This is a genomic window from Faecalibacterium prausnitzii, from assembly GCF_003324185.1.
GTDB lineage: Bacteria > Bacillota > Clostridia > Oscillospirales > Ruminococcaceae > Faecalibacterium > Faecalibacterium prausnitzii.
The window spans coordinates 94,054-113,711 of the sequence record NZ_PXUP01000011.1; the positions used below are offsets into that span (position 1 = coordinate 94,054).

The window sequence follows — 19,658 nt, forward strand, 5'->3', positions numbered from 1 at the left end:
CGCCGGAGCGTCTGCGGACGCTCCGGCGTTCCATTTTCACGGTAAAGGCTTCTGCTCCAGCAGGTCTGTCATGCTGCGCAGGCTGATGCCAAGGGTGGAAAGGTTATGCAGCATTGCGCTGGTAGCCGGGGGCAGGATGCCCAGTGCGCCCAGAAGGATGAGCGCAGAGTTGAAGCTGAGGACAAAGCGGTAATTGCTGCCCACCCGCTTTTGCAGGGCGTTGGCAATGGCTTTCAGGGTCACCAGCTCTTCCAGACTGTCTGCGCGGATGGTCACATCGGCGATCTCCCGGGCAATGGCGGCACCGGAATGGATAGCGATGCCGATATCTGCCGCCGACAAGGCAGGAGAATCGTTGATGCCGTCGCCGATCATCACAACGGTGTGCCCCGCGGCCTTGGCGTCGCGGACAAAGGCGGCTTTATCCTCCGGCAGCACCTCTGCAAAGCAGCGGTCTACCCCCACCTGCGCCGCAATGGCGCGGGCGGTGCGGTCGCTGTCGCCGGTCATCATGACGGTCTGGGTGATGCCCAGTCTCCGGAGCTTATGCAGCACCTGTGCCGCCTCCGGGCGCAGGGGGTCTGCGATGCAGATGACCCCCGCCAGCACCCCGGAAGCAGCCAGATACAGGTGGGAATACTGGGGGTCCAGTGCATCGAACTTTGCCTGTTCCCCTGCCGGGATGGTGCAGCCCTCGTCCTCAAAAATGAAGTGGGCGCTGCCGATGACCACCCGCGTGCCGCCCACCCGGCTGGCAATGCCGTGCGCCACGATATACTCCACCTCGGAGTGCATCTCCTCGTGGGAGATGCCCCGCTCCTTGGCGGCGCGGACGACAGCGTTTGCCATGGAATGGGGGAAATGCTCTTCCAGACAGGCCGCAAGCTGCAATACCTCCTGCTCCCCGCAGCCGGAGAAGGGCACCACCTGCACCACCTGCGGAGTGGCGTGGGTGAGGGTGCCGGTCTTATCGAACACGATGGTGTCCGCCTTTGCCAGCGCTTCCAGATACTTGCCGCCCTTTACGGTGATGTGGTATTCCCCGCACTCCCGCATGGCAGAGAGCACCGCCAGTGGCATGGAAAGCTTCAGCGCACAGGAGAAATCCACCATCAAAATGGAGATGGCGCGGGTGACGTTGCGGGTAAAGGCGTAGGTAGCCACCGTACCGGCAAGGCACCAAGGCACCAGACGGTCGGCCAGCAGCAAAGCCCGGTTCTCGGTACCGGACTTGAGCTTTTCCGATTCCTCGATCATGGCCACGATCTTATCGTAGCGGTTGGCGCCGCCCTCTGCCTTGGCTACAAGGACGCACTCGCCCTCTTCCACCACTGTTCCGGCGTAGACGGTGGCACCGGTGGTCTTGCGCACCGGCATGGACTCGCCGGTCAGGGCGGCTTGGTTCACCATGGCCTCGCCCTCCAGCACCGTGCCGTCCAACGGGATCATATTGCCGGAGCGCACCACTACTTCGTCCCCGGCGTGAACGCGGGTCAACGGCACCAGCACCTCGCCCTGCGGGGTGCGCACCCAGACCTTATCCACGTTCAGCGCCATGCTGCGGGCAAGGTCGTCCAAGCTCTTTTTCCGCGTCCACTCTTCCAGCAGGCTGCTCACCGTCAGCAGGAACATCACCGAGCCTGCGGTGCTGTAATCCCCCCGCAGGAGGGAGGCAGTGATGCTGAGCGCATCCAGCACCTCTACTTCCAGCTTGCGGTGCAGCAGGCAGCGGATTCCCTTCCAGACAAAGGCGATGGAGCGCCACACCGTATAGGCCGCCGCGATGGGCGCAGGCAGGAACACATTGCGGAACATCCGGCCTGCCACAAGGCCGACCATCTTTTCCTGATATTCCTGATTGATCTTCCGACTGTCATGGGAGGTGACCAGCACCTCTAATTCTTCGTTGTCAAAGCGGTAGGCCGCCAGCAGGGCGGCGGCGTCCTTCCGGCTGCCCCGGTAGGTCAGCACCACATCTCCGGTGCGCTCGTAGACGGTGGCTTTCTGGATAATGTCCTGCCCGTTCAGGTAGGCTTCCAGCACATCTGCCCGGTGCAGCGTCATTCGCACGGCGCAGACGTGCACCCGCATCCGTCCCCTGCCTTCATGTAAGATCGTACATTTCATTGCTTTTCTTTCCCCTCTGTGTAAAAAAGAGCCGCCCAAGGGCGGCTCCGCTGCGCTATATCACTGTGCAGTCTGCTCTGCGGGCTGCTCTTCTTCAGCCGTATCCTCGATGACCTCCTGTGCAGCCTCGGCGGCGCGGCTCTCGTTGATGGCCTTTGCATCGGCAAGGATGTCACCGGCCTCCTCCTGCACCTTATTCACAGTCTGCATGGTGCAGTCCTTCATCCGCAGCACCGCTGCGGTGGTCTGGGTGTAGACCTTTTTGGCGTCCTTGCTGGACAGCACCTTGAAACCGGCAGAGCCGAACACCACACCGCCCAAAAACAGTGCAAGCTTTTTTGTATCAAACATATTTACCCCTCGTTTCTGTATTTCCCATCTGTGTACCTGCGCCCGGAGCGGGGCGGGCTCTTTATTTTTATATTTTAGCACGCTTTCGGGCGTTTTCAATATTTTCCGACGATGTTAGGTAGTATTAACATTGTTAGCAAAAGTTTGCGCAGCAAAAAAAAACAGGGCACTCCCCCGGAAGGAGTGCCCTGTTTGATGCATCTGTTATGCAAGGTGGAACAGATCGATCAGCACGACCATAGCAAGGCCATAGTAGACCACGACCGCCACCAGATCGTTGATCGTGGTGATCAGCGGGCCGGAAGCAACAGCCGGGTCGATATGGATCTTGTGGAACAGCATCGGGATCAGCGTGCCCACCAGACTGGAAATGACCATGGACACGATCAGCGACAGCCCGACGCAGCCGGACAGCAAAAAGGCCGAGGTCCAGACATAGCCCTTGAAAAAGTGGATGTAGCAGCCCAGAAAGCCCAAGGCCATCACGGCCAGAATGGCACCGTTCAAAAGACCCACGCGGGTCTCCTTCCAGAGCAGCTGCAGCTTTTTGGAAAGGGTCAGGTTTTCGTCCACCAGCACACGGATGGTCACCGCCAGCGACTGGGTACCGACGTTACCGGCCATATCCAGCACCATGGACTGGAAGCAGATGACCACCGGCAGCACCGCTACCACCGATTCAAACGCGCCGACGACCGAGGAGACCAGCATCCCGAGGAACAGCAGCGCGATCAGCCACGGGAGACGCTTTTTCACGCTTTCAAATACGTTTTCGTTCAGATCCTCCTCGCCGGTCAGACCGCCCAGCTTTGCGTAATCATCGCCCATCTCATCATCGACCAGCTCGACCACATCGGACGAGGTGATGATGCCCACCAGCTTACCGGCATCGTTCAGCACCGGCAGGCTGCGCTCCGCGTAGTCCACGATACGGTCGATACAATCGCTGACCTGCTCCCGGTCTGTGACATAGGGATAGGAGCGGACGATCAGGCTTTCCAAGCTTTCCTCTGCCCGGGCAATGATGAGGTCTTTCAGGTCGATGGCGCCGTAGAAGTGCTCGTTTTTATCCACCACATACAGGGTGGAGATGTTGTCGTTTTCTCCGGCCTGTTTTACCAGCTCGCTCATCGCCTGCCGGATGGTCATATCGTTTTTGATGGAGATGTAGTTGGTGGTCATCCTGCTGCCGATCTCATCCTCGTCATAGGAGAGCAGCATCTTCACATCTTCCACCGAGTCCTTGTCCAGCTTGTTGACGATCTCGTTTTTATCGGTATCGTCAAGATCCTCCAGTGCGTCCACCGCATCGTCCGAGTCCATGTTGGAAATGACCTTGGCGGCCTCGTGGCTGGGCAGCTCCTTCAGGTACGGCTCGGCATCGTCCAGATAGGTAAAGATCTCGGCAACGGTATCCACGCCCAGAATGGAATAGAGCGACTGGCGTTCGGCGGGGGTCAGCGCCTCCAACGCATCCGCCAGATCTTTTTCATGGTAATCAGACAGTTTTTCAGCCAGTTCCGCTTTGGGCAGACCGCTGTGAATGATGCTCAGAATTTCCTGTACATAATTCTTCTGCATGGGTAGTTCCTCCTGATTCCGCGAGCTTGACAAATCAAAATCCATCGCTACGCTTCAAATTTTGCACTTCATCATAGCACATCCGGTATGCGGCGGCAACCCTGCCCGCGTGAATTTTTTGTAAAAATCCGGGCATAAAAATCCCCGCCAAAGCAAAAGGCTCCTTATCCGCAGAGCATAACTTTGGCAGAGAAAACGCCATTCTGATGGGTAAATGTGCTTGCACCGCCGGTCTTTTCTGCAATATGGCGGACAGACTGGATGCCGATCCCGTTTTCCCTTCGCTTGGAAGAGCGGAACACCCCGCTTTTTTCGTGAACTGCGCCGTCAAATGCGTTTTCCACTTCGACCAGAAGAAGCCGCTCGGCATGGACATACGCGGTGATCTCGATCTTCCGCCGGGCGGGTGCAGTGCGAAGGCTGGCTTCAAATGCATTTTCCAGAAGATTAGACAGCACCAGACACAGATCGATCTCGTCCACAGGAAGCACCTGTGGTAAGTCGAGTTTGGCACAAAAGGGAACACCCTCACGCTTTGCAAGGGCGCAATAATGGCCGACAACACTGTCCGCTGCACGGTTTTCGCAGAAATTCATATCCAGATCCGGGATCCGGGAGACCGTTTTTGCAAGGTAGGCTTTCAGGCCGTCCAGATCTCCTGTTTCTGCCAGTGCGGAGATCTGATTCAGCTGGTGGCGCATATCGTGCCGCGCCTGCCGGGCTTCTTCAATGGCGGCTTTCAGGCTTTCATAGCGCTGCTGCTGCATGGAAAGCAACTGGTTTTCCTGCTGCAATCTCGCATTCCGGTTAAGGCTGGTTGCCATCAGCAGAAAGATCGCATTGAACATGAACATCAGAAACAAAAGCGCGATGCTCATAACGATGTAGACCTGCAAGACCCGCCCTGTCCGGAGCGTTATCTGGTAGCGCGGGGTTATAAAAAGGTTCAGCAGGATGAACACCAGCGGCAGTACCCAGAACACATACCACGTCTGCGCAAAATTGTCATCCTCCACCATCGCGCGTACTGCGTGGGTGGCGGGATAATAGGCTGCGGCAGTGATCAGCCAGCAGACCGCATTATAAAAGATGCAGGCGCCAAAGCAGAACCACGGCTTGTCCGGCGGCAGCTGCATCCGGATCACGATTGCCGTGCCGACGGCCCGGGACAGGCTGTTCAGGCACGCAAATACCGCGCAGACCGCAAGCGCGATGGTTCCGGATTTCCAGAGAGAGAGCCGCAGCGTTTTGAGATACAGGAAAATTGTCACAATCGTTATGAGCAGCAAGGGGAATGCGGTCGAGAGACCGAAATGATAGCAAAGCAGCCCGCCGCCAAGGCAAAGCCCGAGCAGCAGCGGCACCGCCCCTGCTGCAAGCTTTGCGGGCGGCAGCTTCAGATAGGAACCTACCGGAAAATACGCAAGCAGCAAACCGGGAAACACGACCGTAAGTTCCAGAACCGGGCGCAGAACGTCCTTCAATCCGCACGCCCCCTTTGCAGCAGAAATTCCATAAAGGCCTGCCGGGCAGCTTTCAAAAGCTCCTGACTGACATAGATGCGGCTGCCGTCCGTCATACAGAAGGCGGCAGCCTGAAAATCGGCAGCATTCTCCATATTGATGATCGCGCCACGTCCGCAGACAAAAAAGCGCGGGTCCTTTTTGAGCGGCTCGGTGAACGCTTTGAAGCTCTGGCGCGTAGCAAGCGTTTTGCCGGCAGTGGTGCGGATGTTGATCATGTGGGCGAAATGCTCGGCGGATATGATATCACGATAGCGCAAATGGATGTCGCTGCCACCCACCTTCACCGTCAAAACCGGCTCCGGGCGGGGGAGTTTTGCGAGCATTTCATCCAACAGACCGGACAGCTCGGCTTCAGAAAAGGGCTTGACCAGATAATGAAATGCCCGCACCTGAAAGCCCTCGAGTGCGTGGTCTGTCGAGGTGGTGGTAAAAACCAGAAGGCAGTCTGCATCGGTTTTCCGAAGTTCCTTTGCCGCATCCATGCCGCTTAAACCATTCATGTAAATATCCAGAAATGCAGCGGTAAAGCGCTGCTCTTTTTCTGCCGCCAGAAAGGCTTCCCCGCTGTCAAACTCTAAAAGCTCTGCATCTGCGCCGCGCTGACTCAGCTGCCGCACCAAGCGCTCCTTCAGCAGTGTGCGCTCGGTATCAAGGTCATCGACGATTGCGATCCTCATGCTGTATCAGGAAGCCGTTTTACAGCTTCCAACCTCCTTTATAAACTCTTTCATCCTGATTATAGCACAGTTGCCCGGTTATGTCGCAGCCGAAAATGGGATTTCGTGACGGAAAAGGGGCTTTCGTGCTAAATGGCTTGAAAAGACCAGGCCTGTCCGTATACTGAAAGCAGAGAACGCCAACGATGGCGCAAGAGAAAGGAGGCACGCTGTGTACCGAATTGCCGTGCTGACAAGCAGCAGGGCGCAGGAAGCTTTTCTGGCAGAGCAGATCTCGCGGTTCTGCGCCGAACATTGCTTGTTCCCGAAAATGGACTGTTACCACGATCAGGAAAGCTTTTTTGAGGCTGCACGCAACGAGCCGCTGACAAATGCCGTGATTGCCCTGCCGGGGGTCGACGGATTGAATGCAGTAGAGCATCTGCGCGCGCTTTGTCCACAGACACGCATTATCTGGTGCAGCGATCTGGATTTTTCGCTCCATGCCTTCCGGTTGCGTGCAGACTATTTTCTGCTGGAGCCGGTGACCGAAGCCGCCTTGCGGCAGGGATTCCGCATCTGGCTGGATGGAAAAAAATCAGGCGGAGCAGCACTGGTCTGACCGCAACGAACACAACAAGGAGAACTGTTTATGAAAAAGAGAAACATCGTCCATTCTGCGTTAAGCCTGTCGCTGACCGCAGCATTGTGCCTTTCCATGGCTGCCTGCGGCGGAACACAGACGCCGGCAGACAGTGCTGCCGCTTCGCAGCCCGCTGCCCCGTCCGCCGTGGTGCAGCCCTCTGCTGCGGAGACGACCTCTGCGGCGCTGCCGGTAAAGGCTCTGAACCCCAAGCAGGTAGAGGAAAACCCTTACATGGCCAAGAGCGATGCAAACATTCATCACGATGGCTACAACACCGACTCGACGGATGAGATCCTGCCGCTTGCCATCTATCCGGAGATCAACGTTTCCTATGAGACAACGAATGCAAATGCTTCGCCCGCCATCTACTTTGACAGCTACGGTCATGCCGTTGTGCCGCTGCTGGGCGGCATCGCCATCCGAGACCTGAACGCCGAAGAGACAAAGACGCTCGGCTATTTCTCCCCCAAACAGCATGACGGCGGCGGTTACGTTATCCAGAGCTCCTATACCTTCCTTGACGAATCCAACCGCATCGTCTGCCCCACGAGCAACAACCATGTGCTGATGCTCCGCGCAACGGATGAAAACGGCAATGTGCTGCCCGAATTTGAGAAGGTGCTGGACATTGATATCAAAGCTGCTGCCGAGGCCGCGCTTGGAAAAGAACTGACGCAGAATCTTCTGTCCGTGGTCTTTGACTATGACGGAAACCTCTGGTTTGCAACGGGAGGCTTCCGCATTTATCCGCAGCGCCAGCAGCAGGGCGTCATCGGCTATATTGCCCGCTCGGCCATTGATGCGATCCTGAACGGCGAGCAGACAGACCTTTCAAAGGCTGTTTTTGTCCACGAACTGACCCCCGGCGAGGGCGCTGAAAACGGCATCGCCGCCTCCAAGGACGGTGCGGTGGTCCTGACCAACCAGAACTGCTATCTTCTGCGCGCAGAAGAAGGCGTAGACGTTGTGTGGTGCACGCCCTATGAGAGCGCGGGTGCAAAGGTGAGCGGCGAAGGCGATAAGACCACCGGCGGCGGTCTTGCGTGGGGCGGCGGTTGCTCGCCCACGCTGACACCGAACCTTGTGCTGTTCACGGATAATCAGGACCCTGTAAACCTTCTTGCACTCGATATGAAGACCGGCGAGGTCGTGGCAAGCACCCCGGTGCTGGATGACCTGCCCGAGGGCTATCAGGTAGCCGTTGAGAACTCTGCCATCGTCTATGACGACGGCGAGGGCACCGTCAGCACCATCGTCTGCAACTGGTTCGGTGCGGGCAATGCAGGTCTGGCTGATCCCAACAACGACTCCTCCATCCAGAGCTACGCCAATATTTACGACCAGAACTGGCTCATGAAGGGCAACATCATGATCGCCCCCGGCATCGAGCGTGTGGACACCGTAAAGACCGCAAACGGCTACGAGATGAAGAGCGTCTGGAGCCGGAACGACCTGAGCGACACCTCCATCATGAAGCTTTCCACCGCAACGGGCTATATCTACGGCTATGTGCAGGATGTGACCACCGGGATGTGGCAGTACATCATTCTGGATTTTGAAACTGGCGAGACGGTTTTCACGATGGATGTTTCCAACAAGTACGGCTATAACAACATGGCCATTGGAATGTATGCCGGCAACAGCGGCAATGCGCTCTACTGCCCGACAGGTTATCTGGAACTGCTTCGTTTGCAGGACCGTTTCGTTTATCTGCCCGAAATGCCCTACCGCAAGGTCGATCTTGATCAGGCAGCAAGAAATGTCCTCTCGCAGGAACAGTTTGCGCAGGACGGCGGCGAAGGCACCGTTGCAAGCTGGCGCAACACTGTGACCGTCCGCAACGTACATCCCAACACCACGGTAGCTTTCCGCATGAATAACCTGTCCGGCAGCACCTCCGGTCTGACCCTCTACGCCTATGGCGTGGACGGCAAGCTGGCAAAGGTCGATCCTGCACTGTGGTCGATCACCGACGAGGACGGCAAAGCAGTAACGGAGCTTACCGCCGGTACGCTCTATGAGCTGCGCGTGACCGTCGCCGATGGCGGCGCTCTTGACCTGAGCGAGACGGAAAAGGAGATCAGGCTCTCCGTTGTACTTGGAAAGTAAATCCGTTCCGGACTGTTGCAAAATAGCTCTCTGAAAAATATACAAGCCCCGGAATCTTTTTCGGAGCCTTTATGGCTCGAAAAATTAAAAGCCTTGCCTGAGCCGTAAATTCCGGCACGATCCAAGAACCAATAAACCAAAAAATCCGAACCCTTCTCCTATCGAGAAAAGGTTCGGATTTTCTATTTCAGTGGCAGTCCTCCTGGTAGACATTCCTACACGTTGCCCCGCCTGCGGCGTTGCAGTGCTGTTCAAGTCCTGTTATCCGCCGTTGCAGCCAAAGGGAAATAGTCATGTAAAACAAAAAAGACAGCTTTTGATAGCTGTCTTTTTTGTGGTGCAGGAATGCAATCCAAATCCGAACCACTTCCCTCGGATGCAACTTCTGTCGCTTCTCCAAAGGTCACGGTCTGTGTTCCCTCTTTATAATTGAAGGTTATCAAAACCTTATCGTCATACAGGTAAATCGCATTGATGAAGGTATCCACCAGTGCCTGCCGCTGGTCTTTCAGGCTCATGTCCAGCTTGCGGAACCGCAGCAGCCAGAACCAGATGAACTCCTCCGTGACCTTGGGCTTTGCCAGCTTCTCTTCTGCAATGCGGGCTTCAAGTTCACGCTTGGTTTCTTCGAGCTGCTCCAGCCGCTCCTTGGTGGAACTGGTCAGGATTCCAGTCTGAATCGCATTGAGCATATTCTGGATACCCGATTCCGCATCCCGGAGCTGCTTTTCATAAAGAGGAATGTTGGTGTTCTCCTTGTTTTGCAGTTCCATCACCTTGGCAATGATAGACTCCATGGCGGCATCGTCCTTCACAAGCTGCATGGTCTGGTTGACCACAAGATCTTCCAGCCACTGTTTACGGACAGTTTTCTTCTTGCAGCCCTTGTGCTTTTTGGCAGTAGCGCATTTATAATAGCGGTAGGCTTCGCCCGTCCGGCTCGTACCGCTTTCGCCAAACATCAGTGCACCACAGTAGCCGCAGAACAGCTTGGTGGTGAGCAGGGAGTCATCCTCTGCCTTTCTACGGGCAGGGGCTTTCTTGTTTTTCAACATCTTTTCCTGTACATCGTTGAAAAGCTCTGCGGACACAATGGAGGGAATCGCATCGGGAATCAAAACATCACGATATTTCAGCTCCCCGATGTAGCGGCGATTCTTGAGCATATGTTCAACGCTGTTATAAGTAAACGCACCGCCCACCGGGTTCTTGATGCCGTTTTCGTTCAGCCAATCACGGATCTCCTTCATAGTGGAGCCTTCATTGTACTTCCTGAACGATTCCAGCACAAAAGGAGAGGTGAAAGGGTCAATATGGAACTTCCGTTCCGAATCCAGCGTATAGCCAAAGGTTCCACGACCACCGTTGCAGCGGCCTTTCAGGATGTTCTCAGTCTGTCCACGCACGACCTTCTCGGCAAGGTCGGCGGAGTAGTATCCGCATAACCTTCCAGCACCGATTCCAGAATGATGCCTTCCGGCCCCTCGGAGATGACCTCGGTGGCAGACATAAGCTTGACACCGTTCTTCTTCAGCTGGGTCTTGTACCGGGCACTGTCGTAGCGGTTTCGGGCAAAGCGGTCCAGTTTCCAGACCAGCACAATGTCAAACAGCTTCTTGTCACTGTCCTTGATCATCTGCTGAAACTCCGGGCGGTTGTCCGTCTTGGCAGAGATAGCACGGTCAATGTAGTGCTTGACGATGGTGATGCCGTTCTTTTCGGCATAAGCCGTACATTCCCGGATCTGACCTTCGATGGATTCTTCGCGCTGGTTGTCGCTGGAATAGCGGGCATAGATCACGGCGGTCATGGCGGGCACCTTCATTTATACATCATTGAACGGTAATATGTTCAGCAAAGCAATATTTCGTATAATGTATATACCATGCTTTGCAGAAGATGGCAAGTCTTTTATAGTCTTTTTGTAAGAGTTAGCAAAAAGATCCTCTAATGCCCGATAAATATAAAACATAGTCATACACCATTATGCTAAACATCCCTAGAGGAATTGTGTCATTTTGACATAAATCCTCCTGCTTCCCTTGTAAAGTCCAACGGTTTTAGCGCACTTTTGCGATATTGTAAGGGGCTTTGCCCGGTCGCCTTGGCAAACCGGGTGGAAAAGTTGCTGGCATCGCCAAAACCGACCTGCTGCGCGATCTCAGTAACGCTGTGGTCGGTGAGAACCAGCAGTTCCTTTGCCTGCGTGATACGGAAGTTGACGAGGTAGTTGTAGGGCGTTGTGCCCATATACCGCCGGAACAGCCGCAGAAAGTAGCTTTTGCTCATGTGGGCATCGGCCAGCAGGTCGGCAAGGCAAAGCTCCTTCTGGTAATTTTTGCGCAGGGTCTCCGCTGCCTGCAAAATCACCTGCCGCGCGCTGGTGGCTTCGGCCTGTGAAAGAATGCTCCGGGCGCACAGCGCCAGCATCTCGTGGAGCACCAGCCCGGCGGTCACCATGCTGTCCACGGTGCTGCGCTCCATCTGCCCCAAAAGCATTTCAAAATATTCCTGTATCTTGACCCCGGTGAGCTGCACCGGGGTCAGTTTTTTGCCCGGAAGCAGCAGCGGCTCCATGGCGGCGACTCCTGCACCGTCCAGATGCACCCAATAATGATGCCAGCAGCTTTGCCCCGGGGCGGTGCAGTAGCTCTGCGGGATGCGGCAGTTCAGCAGCAGCGCCTGCCCAGTGCGGAGCTCCACATGGCTTTCCCCCTGCTCGATGAGCCCTGCACCCCGGAGGGTGTAAAACAGAAGATAGCTTTCTTTATCCGTGCGGGCGGTGGAAAAATGCTGCTGGGCGTAGAACACCCCTGCCTCGGTGCAGTAATAGGGCTGCGCCAGCTCTGCTTCGCTGGGCGTTGTGCGTTTCCAGATGCTTTCCGGGGTCACATCCATGTTGTAGGTCAGCATTTTCCGGTTCCTCTCTTTCTGTGTTCAGTATAGCGCACCAGCCTTTGCAGTGCAAGAGTAGACTTTTCACAAAGAATGCGTCACCTTTGCAGATGGAATTGCGAGCATCATGCCGCTATACTGGTAGCAGTCAAAGCCACACAGGAGGCGCATTATGCAGAAAAACTATCTTGCTATCGACATTGGTGCGTCCAGCGGGCGGCACATTGTGGGATGGATGGAGAACGGCGTTCTCCGCACCGAGGAAGTGTACCGTTTTCCCAATAGCGTCCGGCGGGTGGACAGCCATCTGGAATGGGACATCGACAGCCTGTTTGCTAACGTGAAGCAGGGCATCCGGGAAGCGTTTGCAAAGTTCCCGGAAATTGAGAGCCTTTCCATCGATACATGGGCGGTGGACTATGTGCTGCTGAAAGACGGTCAGCCCCTCTACCCGGTCTACGCCTACCGGGACGACCGGACACTGGCCGTGATTCCCGAAGTCCACAGCATTCTGCCCTTTGAACAGCTTTACCAGCGCACCGGCATCCAGTTCCAGCCCTTCAACAGCATTTATCAGCTGTACGCTGACAAAAAAGCCGGACGGCTGGCCGAAGCCGAGGACTTTTTGATGATCCCGGAATATCTGCTGTGGAAACTGTGCGGCGTAAAGGCGCGGGAGTACACCAACGCTACCTCCACCGGCCTTGTGAACGCCCAGACCAAAGAGTACGACCCTGAGATTCTCAAAGCTTTGGACTTGCCGGAGGCGATGTTCCCCAAGCTCACCGCACCCGGCACGGTGCTGGGACCCCTGCTGCCCCACATTGCCGCCGAGGTGGGCGGGCAGACCAAGGTGGTGCTGTGCGCCACCCACGACACCGCCAGCGCCGTGGAGGGCATCCCCATGGAGCAGGGCGATGCGCCGTTTTTGTCCTCCGGTACATGGAGTCTGCTAGGGGTCAAGCTGGCAAAGCCCATCACCAACCCGGAAAGCTGCCGCGCAAACTTTACCAACGAGGGCGGCGTGGGCTACATCCGCTACCTGAAAAACATCATGGGTCTGTGGATCATCCAGTGCGTGCAAAAGCAGCTGGGCATCTCCTTTGCCGAGATGGTGGAGCTGGCCAAGACCAGCACCTATACCCGCATTTTTGATGTAAACGCAGCCCGTTTCTCCGCGCCGCAGGACATGCGCGCGGAAATCAGAGCCGCTCTTACCGAGACCGGCGAAGCCCCTGCCACGGATGCCGACCTCATCAACAGTGTCTATCATTCGCTGGCGTACTGCTACGGGGAAGCATTCCGGGAGCTGGAAGCCCTCACCGGCCAGCACTGGGATAAACTCTACATCGCAGGCGGCGGCGCAAAGAACGCCACCCTGAACGAGTTGACTGCCCACTACACCGGAAAACAGGTGGTGGCGCTGCCCATCGAGGCCACCGCCATCGGCAATTTGAAGATCCAGATGAGCATTTCTGAAGGAGGAACCGTATGAGTTACGCAGAAGCAAAAGCCCGCTACACCGCCATTGGCGTGGACACCGAAGCTGCCATTGCCCGGTTAAAGACCGTGCCCATTTCTCTGCACTGCTGGCAGGGAGATGACGTCCGTGGCTTTGATACCGACCCCACCAAGCCCCTGACCGGCGGCATCCAAACCACCGGCAACTACCCCGGCCGTGCCCGCACCCCGGAGGAACTGATGGCAGACATGGACAAGGTGCTGTCCCTCTGCCCCGGCACCAAAAAATCAACCTCCATGCCTCCTACGCCATTTTTGACGAGGAGAATCCGTGGGTAGACCGGGACAAACTGGAGCCGAAGCACTTTAAAAAATGGGTAGATTTTTGCAAGGCAAGAGGGCTGGGCGCAGACTTCAACCCCACCTTTTTCTCCCACCCCAAGTGCGACCCGCTGACCCTTGCCAGCCCCAACGAGGAGACCCGGAAATTCTGGGTGGAACACGGCAAGGCCTGCATCCGCATCAGTCAGTATCTGGCCGAGGAGCTGGGGCAGCCCTGCACCATGAACATCTGGACGGGCGACGGCTTCAAGGACGTACCGGCGGATCGCAAAGGCCCCCGGGACCGCTACAAGGCCAGCATTGACGAGATTTTGAGCGAGCCTTACGACTTCAAGCTGGTGAAGCCCTGCATCGAGAGCAAGGTGTTCGGCATCGGCGTAGAGGCTTACACCGTGGGCAGTGCCGAGTTTGCCCTGAGCTACGCCGCCTTCAACCGGGAAAAGTGCATTCCGCTGATGGATAACGGCCACTACCATCCCACCGAGGTGGTCAGCGACAAGATCCCCGCCCTGCTGGCCTTCTTCCCGGAGATTGCCCTCCACATCACCCGCCCCATCCGCTGGGACTCCGACCATGTGGTGCTGTTTGACGATGAAACGAAGGAGATCTGCAAGGAGATCGTGCGTTGCGGCGGTCTGGACGGCCGGGTGAACATTGCACTGGATTACTTTGATGCCTCCATCAACCGCATCTCCGCATGGACGGTAGGCTTCCGCAACGTGGAAAAGGCGCTGCTGTCTGCCCTGTGCACCCCGCACACGGCGCTGAAGGAGCTGCAGGACACCAACCAGTTCACCGAGCTGATGGTGCGGCAGGAGGAGCTGAAGACCCTGCCCTTTGGCGAGGTCTGGGACGAATACTGCCGCCGGAACGGTGTGCCGGTGGACGGCGCATGGTTTGAGGAAGTCAAAAAGTACGAGCAGAACGTGCTGAGCAAGCGCATTTGAATGAGAGAGGTTTTTGAAGATGGGTATTCTGGATATTGAAATTGTCAAAGGTTTTATGCGGATGTGCAACGATGGCTGGCTGCAGGGCTGGCACGAGCGCAACGGCGGCAACCTGACCTACCGCATGAAGGAAGAGGAAGTGGCACAGTGCCGCCCCTTCTTTGACGAGCAGCCCCGGGAGTGGGTGAACATGGGGGTGCAGGCAGATAATCTGGCCGGGGAGTATTTCATCACCACCGGCTCCGGCAAGTTTTTCCGCAACGTGGAGCCGGACCCTGTTCACAGCATCGGTATTGTGGAGATCAACGACAAGGGCGACAGCTGGCGCATCGTCTGGGGTCTGGAAGATGGCGCAAAGCCCACCAGTGAGTTCCCCAGCCACTTTATGAACCACAGTGTCCGCAAGGCTGCCACCAATGGCGCAAACCGTGTCATCTACCACTGCCACGCCACCAACGTCATTGCCCTGACCTACATCCTGCCCCTGACCGACCGGGACTTCACCCGTGCGCTGTGGCAGAGCGCCACCGAGTGCCCGGTGGTGTTCCCGGAGGGCGTGGGTGTCTGCCCGTGGATGGTGCCCGGCGGGGCAGACATTGCCATGGCCACCAGTGAGCTGATGAAGACTTATCAGGCGGCCATCTGGGCACAGCACGGTCTGTTTGCCTCCGGCCCGGACTTTGACATCACCTTTGGCCTTGCCCATACCATTGAGAAGAGCGCCGAAATTTACGTCAAGGTGCTCTCCATGGGCGGCGGCATCATCCGGCAGACCATCACCGACGACGACCTGCGCGCCATTGCCCGCGACTTTGGTGTGACCCTGAACGAGAAGTTTCTCAACTAAGGAGCAGAACATGGAGCACATGGCATGGAAAGGCCGCATCAAGCCCGGCTGCAAGGCTGAATACCAGAAACGTCACGCGGAGATCTGGCCGGAGATGGTTAAAGTTCTGAAAGACGCCGGCATCTGCAATTACAGCATCTTTTACTGCAACGATGAACTGTTCGGCTATTACGAGTGCGAAAAGGGCGTTGCCTATGCCGAGAAGGTGCAGGCAGAAAGCCCGGTGGTAGACCGTTGGAACGCGTACATGAAGGACATTCTGGAACTGGAAATGGACCCCGTGACCGGTGCACAGCCCAAGCTGGAGCAGGTGTTCCGGCTGAACTGAGCGGCAGCCTTTTATAAAAGAAACATATCAAGAGCCATCCGTAACAAACTACGGGTGGCTCTTTTCTGTTTGCGCTCAAACAATATTGCGCAGAAAAAACGGACGAATTGATCTAAAAAATTATTTGTATGTAGAAGAATGGCAAGAAATATTATCCATTTCAGCAAAACAATAGAGAAAAGCGCAAGAATGTATACAGCACAAGCGCAATATCGTTTGAATTTTTGGCTTCATTCGCAATTCTTTGCGAGAAAGCTGGCCCCAAAGGCTGTATAATTATAATCAGGAAGTCGCACCGAACGAGCAAATCATTTAGGAGGAATGACAATAAAAAAGACATCAAAAGTCTTGTTGACCGTCATTGTCGTCGTGCTGCTGGGAATCGGAGTTTCCACCTTTTTCAAGGTAAACGGCCGCATTGGCAGTGACAAGATCCAGCTCCGGCTGGCGCACGGTCAGGCGGGCGATTCCGAGATCGGCGGCACGATCACTCCTCCCGTTGGCAACGTCCTGTTCGTGGGATGCTCGTTGGCAAAGCAACGCCTAGAGAATGTGATGAAAAGTCTGGTTCCGTTCTTTGTGGCAATTTTCATCTCACTGATGCTGGTCACATACATCCCTGCTCTGAGCGAGTGGCTGCCTACTACGCTGGGCCTGATGTAAGCCCCACGGTGCAAATGCTTGTCAAACCTGAACAGATATGACATAATCAAGGCAAGAACACCGCCTGTTCAGGAGAAAAGGAGCATTTCATGAAAACAACATGGCTGCACAGCATGGTTCAGGGTGACGCGACCCAATATTACCGCAAACGAAACGGCATTATGGTGGAACACATGGTTCGTCCGGCAAACTTTGATATGCGGTACAACCACTTCCATCAGGAGTACGAAATTTATCTCCTGCTCCGTGGGCGGCGGCAGATGTTCTTTGAGAACCGCGCCTATGAAGCACAGGCCGGGAACCTGATTCTCGTGGACAGCGGCCAGATTCATATGTCCCATTCCATCGTGGGAGACCCGGAAACCGAATACGAGCGAGTGATCCTCTATGTAGACTGGGACATTGTGGAAAAGGTCGATAAGATGTTCCCGGAACTGAAGATCGGTGCGTTCTTCCACAAGCACTACGGAATTTACGAACTGACCCCGAAGCAGACAGCGAATACCCGCCGATTGTTTCTGCAAATCATGGAGGAACTGGACAAGGCAGAGCCTATGAGCCAGACCGCTATTCTTTCGGAGTTGATTCTAGGCTTCATCTACTTCCGGCGCAGCAATCAGCAGGTCGCCTGCCTGAACGATGTGCAGGAGGGTAAGGCCAGCGGCGGAAAGTTCGATGCAGTCTACCAAATCTCAGACTACATTTCCGATCACTTTCAGGAAAAGCTCTCGCTGGACAGCCTTGCCGAGCAGTTTTATATCAGCAAGTATTATCTCAGCCGTTCCTTCCATGAAGTGACTGGCTTCGGCATCAACGAATACATCAACATCCTGCGGGTAAAAAAAGCGCAGAGCCTGTTAGAAACAACAACACTTTCCGTTTCCGAAATCGCAAGCCGTACCGGGTTTGAGAGCATCACCTATCTGGGACGTGTGTTCAAGAAATATCAACACGTTACGCCTGCACAATATCGAAAATCGCTTACTTCAACCGCTGAGAAAAACAATACAAATACATGAGGTGTTTTTTATGGCAAACGAAATCAAAAAAGAACTGATTCAGAAAAAGCTGGATCTTGTTATCCAGAAGCTGATGCACCTTGGTGCCCCCGAAAACGAGGACACTTTGAAAGAAGGCGGCGAGGCCATCGGATTTTTTAGCCGTGACTTCGGCATCAAGGAGTGGGACTGGCCGCAGGGCATCGGCCTGTACGGACTGCTCAAAATCGCCAAGATACAGGATTCGGAGGAATACCGCACCTTCCTGCATGATTGGTTCAAGGAGAATATTGCGCAGGGTCTGCCTTCCCGCAATATCAACACGACTACTCCGCTGCTGACTCTGTGTGAATTGAACGAGCTTTACCACGACCCTGAGTTTGAAGCCCTTTGTCTGGATTGGGCAAAGTGGCTGATGGAGTGCATCCCGCGTACCCGTGAGGGTGGCTTTCAGCACGTCACCAGTGCCAACGGCGACCGTCAGGGCGTTCGTCTAAACGAGAGCGAGATGTGGATCGACACCCTGTTCATGACCGTCTTGTTCCTCAATCGGATGGGCCAGAAGTACGGCAAGCAGGAGTGGATCGACGAATCCATTAAGCAGGTGCTGATGCACATCAAGTATCTGTACGATACCCACACCGGTCTGTTCTTCCACGGCTGGTCGTTCAATCGGATGGACAACTTTGGCGGCGTGTTCTGGTGCCGCGGCAACAGCTGGTTCACGCTGGGTATTCTGGACTATCTGGATATGTTTAAGGGTACGCTGAATCAGGGCGTCAAGACGTTCATTCTGGATACCTACAAAGCACAGGTGCGCGCACTGCGTGACCTTCAGGGTGAGGACGGCCTTTGGCATACGGTTCTGGATGACTCCACCAGCTACGAAGAAACTTCCGGCTCTGCTGCTATCACCGCTGGCATCCTGAAAGGCATCCGCATGGGGATTCTGGATGATTCCTACCTGCCCTGTGCCAAGAAAGCTATCCGTGCAATCCTCAAGAACATCGACACCGATGGTACGGTGCTGAAAGTATCCGGCGGTACGGGTATGGGCTACGACCGCGACCACTACAAAAACATTCTGATTGCTCCCATGGCATACGGCCAGTCGCTGACCATCCTTGCACTGGTGGAAGCACTGGAAACCCTTGAATGATATTTCACTGAGGCTTTTGTTGCTGCGCAAACGCGAGCTTGCCTATGGCAGGCGGAGCAGGCTCATCATGCCCCAGCAAAGAAAAGCAGAGCGTTCCCGACTGCTGGGTATCCGTAAAACAGTTTTCGAAAAATGACACGGCAACTGCCTGTCAGGATTGGTTACGGAGTACCCGGCTAGGCCGAGGAAGCATCAAGTCCCATGTCCGCACCGTTAAGGTGTTGGGTATGGGGCTTTTTGCATTTCAGGAACGTATACACCTCTGGAAAGGTGTAACACACTAGACTTTGTACCAAAGTCGTGTGCCAAGGGTGCTGCGCCCCTTTGGAATCCCTGCTTACATCGCCTGTGGGCGATGTAGATTCGCCGCACAGAAAGCTCTCACAAAAGGCACACCCGGCTGTCTGCGGCGAGGAGAAGGCACTTCTGCGGAAGTGTAATAACCCACTATGACACTTTCATCCCTGTGGTCTGCAAAGTGTAGTGGGCTCTCCGAGGGGGAACGGCTGTATAGGCTGCGTTTCGGGCAAATCGCTGCGTACGTGCGTACAGGAGGTTGGTACGCACGTACGCAGTAAAATGGTCAAGTTCTATAATATAGGGGGTGCGTTTCGATCAGCAATATGATATACTTACCTTAATCCGACAATTCACCCCTTTGCCATTAGTTGCTATGCTATGGAGGTTATTATGGAAAACCTTGTCATGTACGGCCTGATTAAAATTTGGTGGATTTTTCCATTTGCTTTCGTTTTCTCATTGGTTGCGGCTATTAAAGAAGCTGTCAAAGATGGTTCTAATGATTTGAAGTATGCGCTAATTTCCGCAGTTAGCTTATTTATTCTTGTGGCTGTTTGTATGCCTTACTATAATTACTAGTAAGCAGGGTTTGGGGCAGGCACGCCCCAACAAGAAGCTGTCCCAAAGGGGCAGGAAATTTTCAAAAATTGAAAATTTGTGGCCACGGGACGATTCTTGCTCTCACGAAAACCCATACTTTTTGAAAAAACGCTTTTCGCAGC

15 protein-coding genes and 2 pseudogenes are annotated in these 19,658 nt (G+C 55.2%); 10 read left to right on the forward strand and 7 right to left on the reverse strand.

Annotation, left to right across the window (positions count from 1 at the left end):
- Positions 1-36: 36 nt before the first annotated feature.
- The 5 genes from C7J97_RS09085 to C7J97_RS09105 form a co-directional block, all read right to left on the reverse strand.
- Positions 37-2,127 carry a heavy metal translocating P-type ATPase gene (locus C7J97_RS09085; RefSeq protein ID WP_242983481.1) on the reverse strand — a complete coding sequence of 697 codons (2,091 nt, stop codon included), beginning with the start codon at positions 2,125-2,127 and terminating at the stop codon, positions 37-39.
- 60 nt (positions 2,128-2,187) lie between these two features.
- Positions 2,188-2,478, reverse strand: coding sequence for a DUF6110 family protein (locus C7J97_RS09090; RefSeq protein ID WP_005928119.1), 291 nt, complete (start codon positions 2,476-2,478; stop codon positions 2,188-2,190).
- A 204-nt stretch (positions 2,479-2,682) separates the two neighbouring features.
- Positions 2,683-4,059 carry a magnesium transporter gene (gene mgtE, locus C7J97_RS09095; RefSeq protein WP_223452019.1) on the reverse strand — a complete coding sequence of 459 codons (1,377 nt, stop codon included), beginning with the start codon at positions 4,057-4,059 and terminating at the stop codon, positions 2,683-2,685.
- Between the two features lie 164 nt (positions 4,060-4,223).
- On the reverse strand, positions 4,224-5,543 hold the full coding sequence (locus tag C7J97_RS09100) for a sensor histidine kinase (RefSeq protein WP_113992783.1): 1,320 nt from the start codon (positions 5,541-5,543) through the stop codon (positions 4,224-4,226).
- On the reverse strand, positions 5,540-6,262 hold the full coding sequence (locus tag C7J97_RS09105) for a LytR/AlgR family response regulator transcription factor (RefSeq protein WP_113992784.1): 723 nt from the start codon (positions 6,260-6,262) through the stop codon (positions 5,540-5,542). The genes C7J97_RS09100 and C7J97_RS09105 overlap by 4 nt, the downstream gene beginning before the upstream one ends.
- Before the next feature lie 226 nt (positions 6,263-6,488).
- Between C7J97_RS09105 and C7J97_RS09110 the strand changes: the two genes are divergently transcribed.
- Together C7J97_RS09110 and C7J97_RS09115 are read left to right on the forward strand one after the other, a co-directional pair.
- Positions 6,489-6,863, forward strand: a complete 375-nt coding sequence (locus C7J97_RS09110) for a response regulator (RefSeq protein WP_242983482.1) — start codon at positions 6,489-6,491, stop codon at positions 6,861-6,863.
- A gap of 30 nt (positions 6,864-6,893) precedes the next feature.
- On the forward strand, positions 6,894-8,996 hold the full coding sequence (locus C7J97_RS09115) for a hypothetical protein (protein WP_015536711.1): 2,103 nt from the start codon (positions 6,894-6,896) through the stop codon (positions 8,994-8,996).
- Positions 8,997-9,247: 251 nt separating this feature from the next.
- Here the strand turns inward: C7J97_RS09115 and C7J97_RS09120 are convergent.
- Positions 9,248-10,806 (reverse strand): annotated as a pseudogene (locus C7J97_RS09120) (recombinase family protein).
- Positions 10,807-11,009: 203 nt separating this feature from the next.
- A complete protein-coding gene (locus tag C7J97_RS09125) occupies positions 11,010-11,909 on the reverse strand; it encodes a helix-turn-helix transcriptional regulator (RefSeq protein ID WP_113998221.1) in 900 nt (299 codons plus the stop codon).
- Between the two features lie 154 nt (positions 11,910-12,063).
- Between C7J97_RS09125 and C7J97_RS09130 the strand changes: the two genes are divergently transcribed.
- The 8 genes and pseudogenes from C7J97_RS09130 to C7J97_RS09165 all read left to right on the forward strand — a co-directional run bounded on the left by C7J97_RS09130 (position 12,064) and on the right by C7J97_RS09165 (position 19,515).
- Positions 12,064-13,386: a rhamnulokinase gene (locus tag C7J97_RS09130; RefSeq protein WP_113993395.1), complete on the forward strand. Its 1,323-nt coding sequence runs from the start codon at positions 12,064-12,066 to the stop codon at positions 13,384-13,386.
- Positions 13,383-14,641, forward strand: a pseudogene (locus tag C7J97_RS09135) (L-rhamnose isomerase). Before C7J97_RS09130 ends, C7J97_RS09135 begins: the two are co-directional and overlap by 4 nt.
- Before the next feature lie 19 nt (positions 14,642-14,660).
- Complete coding sequence (gene rhaD / locus C7J97_RS09140; RefSeq protein ID WP_113621281.1) at positions 14,661-15,488, forward strand: rhamnulose-1-phosphate aldolase; 828 nt, start codon at positions 14,661-14,663, stop codon at positions 15,486-15,488.
- A gap of 10 nt (positions 15,489-15,498) precedes the next feature.
- Positions 15,499-15,816: an L-rhamnose mutarotase gene (locus tag C7J97_RS09145; protein ID WP_005928088.1), complete on the forward strand. Its 318-nt coding sequence runs from the start codon at positions 15,499-15,501 to the stop codon at positions 15,814-15,816.
- Positions 15,817-16,137: 321 nt separating this feature from the next.
- Entirely contained in the window at positions 16,138-16,479 is a 342-nt protein-coding gene (locus C7J97_RS15550; RefSeq protein WP_341458549.1) for a TRAP transporter large permease subunit, read from the forward strand.
- 89 nt (positions 16,480-16,568) lie between these two features.
- Positions 16,569-17,498, forward strand: coding sequence for an AraC family transcriptional regulator (locus C7J97_RS09155; protein ID WP_113993376.1), 930 nt, complete (start codon positions 16,569-16,571; stop codon positions 17,496-17,498).
- A 10-nt stretch (positions 17,499-17,508) separates the two neighbouring features.
- Positions 17,509-18,636, forward strand: a complete 1,128-nt coding sequence (locus tag C7J97_RS09160; protein WP_113993377.1) for a glycoside hydrolase family 88/105 protein — start codon at positions 17,509-17,511, stop codon at positions 18,634-18,636.
- Between the two features lie 690 nt (positions 18,637-19,326).
- Entirely contained in the window at positions 19,327-19,515 is a 189-nt protein-coding gene (locus tag C7J97_RS09165; protein ID WP_113993379.1) for a hypothetical protein, read from the forward strand.
- Positions 19,516-19,658: the final 143 nt, after the last annotated feature.